At 69.2% G+C, this 5,716-nt stretch carries 7 protein-coding genes and 1 pseudogene; 2 read left to right on the top strand and 6 right to left on the bottom strand.

Annotation, left to right across the window (positions count from 1 at the left end; all coding sequences use genetic code 11):
- The 5 genes from HMPREF0591_RS32970 to HMPREF0591_RS05925 all read right to left on the bottom strand — a co-directional run.
- Positions 1 to 239: DUF222 domain-containing protein (locus HMPREF0591_RS32970; protein ID WP_007167540.1), on the bottom strand; the 239-nt coding region annotated here is incomplete at its 3' end.
- 45 nt (positions 240 to 284) lie between these two features.
- Entirely contained in the window at positions 285 to 1,757 is a 1,473-nt protein-coding gene (locus HMPREF0591_RS05940; RefSeq protein WP_007167539.1) for a M28 family peptidase, read from the bottom strand.
- Positions 1,754 to 3,241, bottom strand: a complete 1,488-nt coding sequence (locus HMPREF0591_RS05935; protein WP_007167538.1) for a M28 family metallopeptidase — start codon at positions 3,239 to 3,241, stop codon at positions 1,754 to 1,756. The genes HMPREF0591_RS05940 and HMPREF0591_RS05935 overlap by 4 nt, the downstream gene beginning before the upstream one ends.
- A 52-nt stretch (positions 3,242 to 3,293) precedes the next feature.
- Complete coding sequence (locus tag HMPREF0591_RS05930) at positions 3,294 to 3,719, bottom strand: DUF2752 domain-containing protein (protein ID WP_007167537.1); 426 nt, start codon at positions 3,717 to 3,719, stop codon at positions 3,294 to 3,296.
- 15 nt (positions 3,720 to 3,734) lie between these two features.
- A complete protein-coding gene (locus HMPREF0591_RS05925; protein ID WP_139093941.1) occupies positions 3,735 to 4,118 on the bottom strand; it encodes a CD225/dispanin family protein in 384 nt (127 codons plus the stop codon).
- Positions 4,119 to 4,439: 321 nt separating this feature from the next.
- Between HMPREF0591_RS05925 and HMPREF0591_RS05920 the strand changes: the two genes are divergently transcribed.
- Both HMPREF0591_RS05920 and HMPREF0591_RS05915 read left to right on the top strand, forming a co-directional pair.
- Positions 4,440 to 4,967: a hypothetical protein gene (locus HMPREF0591_RS05920; protein WP_007167535.1), complete on the top strand. Its 528-nt coding sequence runs from the start codon at positions 4,440 to 4,442 to the stop codon at positions 4,965 to 4,967.
- 63 nt (positions 4,968 to 5,030) lie between these two features.
- Positions 5,031 to 5,552: a hypothetical protein gene (locus HMPREF0591_RS05915; RefSeq protein WP_007167534.1), complete on the top strand. Its 522-nt coding sequence runs from the start codon at positions 5,031 to 5,033 to the stop codon at positions 5,550 to 5,552.
- A gap of 4 nt (positions 5,553 to 5,556) precedes the next feature.
- Here HMPREF0591_RS05915 and HMPREF0591_RS30705 read toward each other — a convergent pair.
- A pseudogene (locus HMPREF0591_RS30705) lies at positions 5,557 to 5,716 on the bottom strand (SGNH/GDSL hydrolase family protein); the annotation flags it as partial.

The raw sequence follows: 5,716 nt of genomic DNA, 5'->3' as shown, positions 1-5,716 counted from the left end.
AAGCTGACCTGAAACGCCGCGGCCACCTCGGCACCCACCGCCGCCCAAGTGTCCACCGCCCAATCCGCCTCTTCACCGCGCTGGGCGCGCCGCAGCTCGAACAACTCCCCGATCGCATCCAACCGCTCGGCGACCACCCGCGCCTCCAACCGCCACGACGCGCACATCCGATCCACCAACGCCCGCGAGCGCTCACACCGCGGCGGCTCCCAGTAATCGTACACCCGTGTATCGAACATGTGTTCGAGTATGCCACGGGCCCACGACAGGTCTCCGACCAGCGGCTACGGCACCCGGGTGCGATGCCGCTTGTCGTGCGGCGGCACGCCGTTCACGCCGCCGACGGACTCCGCGTAGCTGCCCACCGCGTAGGCGACGCCGGCACCCATGACGGCCAGCGCGTCGCGGTTGATGTTGTCGGCCGTTTCGCGGGGCCCCTGATAGTTCGGGTCGAACGGCACCCCGGCCTGCCCGCCCCACAGTCGGGCCTGCACGGTGGTTTTCGGTTGCGAGGCCCCGGAAGTGAGGCCCCCGATCGGCACGCCCGCAACCATGAACGGGTGGTAGTCGGCCAGGGTGCTCAGCGGCATGTCCGCGGGCCGCTTCCCGGCCAGGTTCAGATAGCCGGCCAGCGTGCGTTCGATGCCGGCCGACCCGTCGGGAACGTCGGCGTAGGTCACCCCGGCTGCCGGCGGGCCGGACTGGTCGCCGTCTTCGGTGAAGAAGCCGGCGTTGGGCGAACCCAGCGTGGTGAAGTTCAGGTACATCGCGATGTCGTTGAGCTGATCGCCGTTCATGCCGAACACGTAGTCCATGACGCCGTTGAGACCGTCCTCGTCGGCGCCCCAGAACGCGAACCGCACCGCGTTGTTCACCGGCGCCAGCGGGCCCAGTTGCAGCGCCGTTTCCAGCACCGCGGCCACGCCGGATCCGTCGTCGTTGATGCCCGGGCCGCCGCGCGGCCCGTCGAGATGCGCGCCCACCATGATCACTTCGTGCGCCGAGCCGGTCTTGGTCTGCGCCAGCACGTTTCGTGAGGTGATCTTGACGTTGCGGGCGTCCAGCACCAGGCGGACGGGGGCGGTGGCGCCGGCGAGCGCGCTCGCCGCCGAGCCCCCCGCAACCGCGACGGGCACGGTCAACTGCTTGAAGTAGCCCGGGGTGAACAGGCTCGGCGGGGCGCCCCGCCCGGCGGGTGCGCTGAGCACGACCAGCGCGGCCGCACCCCTGGCCACCGCGCTGTTCTGCTTGTCCACCACCGAACAACGGGCATCGTCGACGACGGCGATCGACCCCTTGGGCAGCGCGGCCGGGTAGTCGCCCGCGGCGCAGCCCGACGGCTGGCGCGGGCGGACGGGCTGCCCGGTCAAACCGCCCGGCGGTGTCTGGACCAACAGCGACGCCTGATCCACGGCGTGGCTGCGGCCGCCGACCGTCACCGCCGGCTTGCCGGGCGACACGGCGTACAGGCGGTCGAACTGCGGCGTCAGCACCTCGAAACCCTTGTCGCGCAGCGCTTTCGCGACATAGTCGACGCTGGCGTCGTAACCCGGCGTGCCGTCGGCCCGGTTTCCCTTGTTGGCGTCGGCGATGTTCTGCAGCGCCCGCAGATGGGCGAACATCCCGTCGACGGTCACCTTCCCCGCCAGGGCACGGCCCAAATCCGGTGCGGCGGCGGGTGATCCCCGCCGCGCCGGCGAGCAACCCGCGAGCAGCGCGGTCGCCAGCAGCAACGTCGCGACCAGCCGTCGGGTCATGGCTTCGTCAGCAGGTGGCGGGTGCGGTCGTCCATGGTGGGTACCCCGTTGTGGCCGCCGACGTCCTGGGCGTACAGGCCGACCGCGTAGGCGACGCCACCGCCGTTGATGCCCAGCGCGGCGCGGTCGATGTGATCGAGGGTGTCGGTCTTCTGGTGGTAGTTGGGGTCGAACGGCTGGTCGGCGGTCCCGCCCCACAACTTGGCTTGGTCCGCGGACATCTTCACCTCGGCGCCGGAGAACAGGCCCCCGGCGGGGACGCCCGCGAGCGTGAAGCCGTCGTAGTCCGATCGGCCGTCGAACGCCGTGTCCTGCGCCGTCTTCCCGGCGGACTTCAGGTAAGCGACCAGAGTGCGTTCGATGCCGGCCGACCCTTCGGGCACCACCGGCTGGCCGCGCACGTCGGCCGGCAGCGACTGGTCCCCATCATAGGTGAAGTAGCCGGGGTTCGGCGAGGCCAGCATGTCGAAATTCAGGTACAGCGCAATGCTTTTGAGTGCTGTCAGGTCCAGCGATTCGACGTAGTTGCGCGACCCGATCAGCCCAAGTTCCTCCGCGCCCCAGAATCCGAACCGCACCGCGTTGCGCACCTGCGGCGAATTCCCCAGCCGCAGCGCTGTTTCCAGCACGGCGGCCACTCCCGAACCGTTGTCGTTGATGCCCGGCCCGGCGGCCACGCTGTCCAGGTGCGCGCCCGCCATCACGACGTTGCTCGTCGAGCCGGTCCTGGTCTGCGCGATCACGTTGCGGGCCTTGAAGCTCTGCACGCTCGCGTTCAGCTTGATCGTGGTGGGCCCCGGCCGGTTGCGCAATTGCACGCCCACGGACTTGGTCACGTTCACCACCGTGATCTTGACGTCCGTGTCCGGCCCCAGGGTGCCACCCATCTGCTGCTCGTCGACGTTGTCGGCGATGATCATCGCGATCGCGCCGCGCTGCGCCGCGACGTCCTCCTTCTGCGCGAAGGGGCACGTGCCGCGGTCCACCAGGACCACGGCCCCCCGCATCGGGAGGTTGCCGTAATCCGAGGGCGCGCACCCGGGGCCGTTGGTGGCGGGCAGGGCCACCAGCGGCCCGCTCACGCCGTCCGGCGGCGTGCCGAGGCTGAAGTCGAGCGCGTGGGCCTCCACCGGCTGGCCGCCGACGGTCACCTCCGGCTTGTCGCCGTGGAACACCCGCGCCGAGAATTCGGGCGTCTGCACGTCGAAACCGCTGCCGCGCAAGGTGTTTACCACGTAGTCGACGCTGGCCTCGTAGCCGGGGGTGCCCACCGCGCGGGTGCCGTTGTTCGCGTTGGCAATGTCCTGGAGCTTTGCCAGGTGGGCCATCATCGCGTCGGTCGTGACCTTGTCGTGCAACGCGCCGGCGAAGGCGGCGGGGTTGCCCGGCTGGGAGTCGGCCGGCCGGTGGAGGCATGCGGCCGAGAATGCGGTCAGGCCGGCCACCGCGAGCGCCGCCGGGATCGTCGTGAATTTGTGCACCATCGCGCCCAGGTTAATCCGCGGCGGAGGCGGGGCGGATCAGGACACGGCGGTATCAGACGCGCAGCGCGCTGAACGGCGGAAAGGGGATGTTGCGCACCACAAACCACACCGTGACCAAGCCCAGCGTCACCGCCGCCGTCCAGCGGCCGTGTTGCCAGCTCCGGATCCGTCTGCCCGTGATTCGGCCGTAGGTCCAGGCGAGGTACGCCCACACCAGCAGCACGACGGCCGCCAGGCCCAGCGCGTTGAACCTGGCGGCCGCCATGATGTTGCCGTGCATCAGGGAGTACAGCATGCGCAGGCTGCCGCATCCCGGACAGTCGATCCCCAGCAGCGCCTTGGTGGGACACACCGGCAGCGGACCGTTGGGGGTGGTCGGGTCACCCGCCCAGATCGCGGCGCACATCAGCGTCGTCGACGCGGCCACCAGCAGTGGCGCGCCCACGCTCAGTTGCGCCGAACCGTGGCGGGTCACCATGGTCGCGAACCGGGCTCAGAACATCGCGGCGAGCGCCGCGTTGGTGTTGGTGTTCAGCGCGCCGACCGCCATCAAGATGCCGTAGATGATGCCCACGACGACCCCGATCACCGCCGACCAGATCACCCACTTCTTGGCGCTGTCGGCCGACGCCTGCGCCTCGGCGTACCGGCCCTGCGCCCAGAGACCGTTGACCTGGCTGGATTTGACGATCGCCACGATTCCGAAGGGCAGACAGCAGAACAGGGTCACCAGGATCGACCACACCAGATAGTTGTTCGGCGCTTGCCCGGCGGGCTGCTGCGGCGGGTAACCAGGCGGCGGAGGGGTGGTGCCGGCGGTTGCGTCATGGATTCTCCAGTCCCGAGAAGTTAGCTGGCGTAAAGCGGTGCTAACCATACCCGAGCAGGGTCGCGGCGGCACTAGCAATTTGAAAATCCCCGCGGGGCCGCTGACATGCGGCGCGACGGCCTCGTCGGTTCAACCCCCGTTCCCCGCCGGACCATCCGTGGCGGCCCGGCGAAAGCCATTGATCCCCTGCGCCTTTCGAAATCGGCTCCGGACGGGCGCTGCGACGCGCCGCCGAAAAGCATGCCCTGACAGACAATTGCCAGCGGAATGTGTTGCTTCCTCAGGACATATCCCTACGATCCCTACTTAGCGGAAGCATGTTCCCCCCGGCGGGCGACGCCGGTTCGACGACCGCTGAGGAGCCAGACGATGCCCCATCTCAGCAACGCCCTGCGGGCCGCGACGGCCACGGTGCTCGCCGGCGGTTGCGCCTTAGCGGGCACGGTGACGGCAACCGCTGATCCGGCCGACACCGGTAGCTCGTCGGACCTCAACACGCTGGCGGCATCGCTGTCGAAGGGCTACGGGCTGAACAACTGCACCGCCCAAAGCATCACCACCGGCGAACTGGCGTCGCTGACCTGCGCCCAGAGCCCCGACCCGAGCGGGCCGATTCAGGCCAAATACATCCTGTTCGACAACGGCGACAACCTGGCCCGCTCGTTCAGCGCCAGCATCAAAGACGACGTCCTGAGCGCCTGCGGGGACAGCGGCCAGTCGCCCACCAACTGGCACCAGGGCAGCAACAGCGCCAACGCCGGACAGGTGGCGTGTGGGACATACCGCAACGCCGCCGAGATCATCTGGACCAACGACGCCAAGAACATCTTGAGCTATATCCGCGGGTCGAACACCGACGCGGCGGCACTCTACCAGTGGTGGCGCGCCAACGGCTGACGACGGTTGGGGGGCAATGAATTTCGGCATCACCCATCCAACAACCATAGGGAGTCAACGAAAATGTCACATCTGAACACCGCGCTGCGGGCCGTGTCGGCCGCAGCCCTCACCGGCGGTTTGGCTTTCGCGGGAAGCGCACCCGCGGTCGCGGAACCCAACACCGGCAACGCCACCGATATGAACACCCTGGCCGCCAACCTGTCGAAGGGCTACGGCCTCAACAACTGCAAGCCGCAGGAGTTGACCGAGTCCGGTGAGCTGGCCGAGCTGCTGTGCGGGCAGAGCCCCGACCCCAACGGACCGGGCTCCGGCGTCTACGCCCTGTTCTCCAACGGCACGAACCTGGCGTCCGCGTTCAGTTCCACCATCAAGGACGTGTCGCTGGCCGCCTGCGGGGACGCCGGGCAGTCGCCGGGCACCTGGAAGCAGAACGGCCAGACGGGCGGCCAGATCGCCTGCGGCACCTACAAGAACTACGCGACGTTGACGTGGACCACCGACGCCAAGAATGTGCTGGGCCACCTGACGTCGCCCAACGCCGACGTCAACGCCCTATACCAGTGGTGGCGCACCAACGGCTGACCCGTCACCACAGCGCACACACCAGTTCGGCCGCGGCGCTCATCCCCGCGGCGTTCGGGTGCAGCGGCGCCGCCCGGCCCGGAAGCGGCACACCGGGTCTCGTGGTCCAGGGCTCGGCCGACCACGCGTGGTGGTCGCGGCTGGCGGCCGCGGCGCGGACCACC

It is taken from the genome of Mycobacterium parascrofulaceum ATCC BAA-614 (assembly GCF_000164135.1).
In the GTDB taxonomy this organism is placed as follows: Bacteria; Actinomycetota; Actinomycetes; order Mycobacteriales; family Mycobacteriaceae; genus Mycobacterium; species Mycobacterium parascrofulaceum.
The sequence above is the reverse complement of the archived record's forward strand: the minus strand, read 5'-3'. Positions and strand labels throughout refer to the sequence as shown.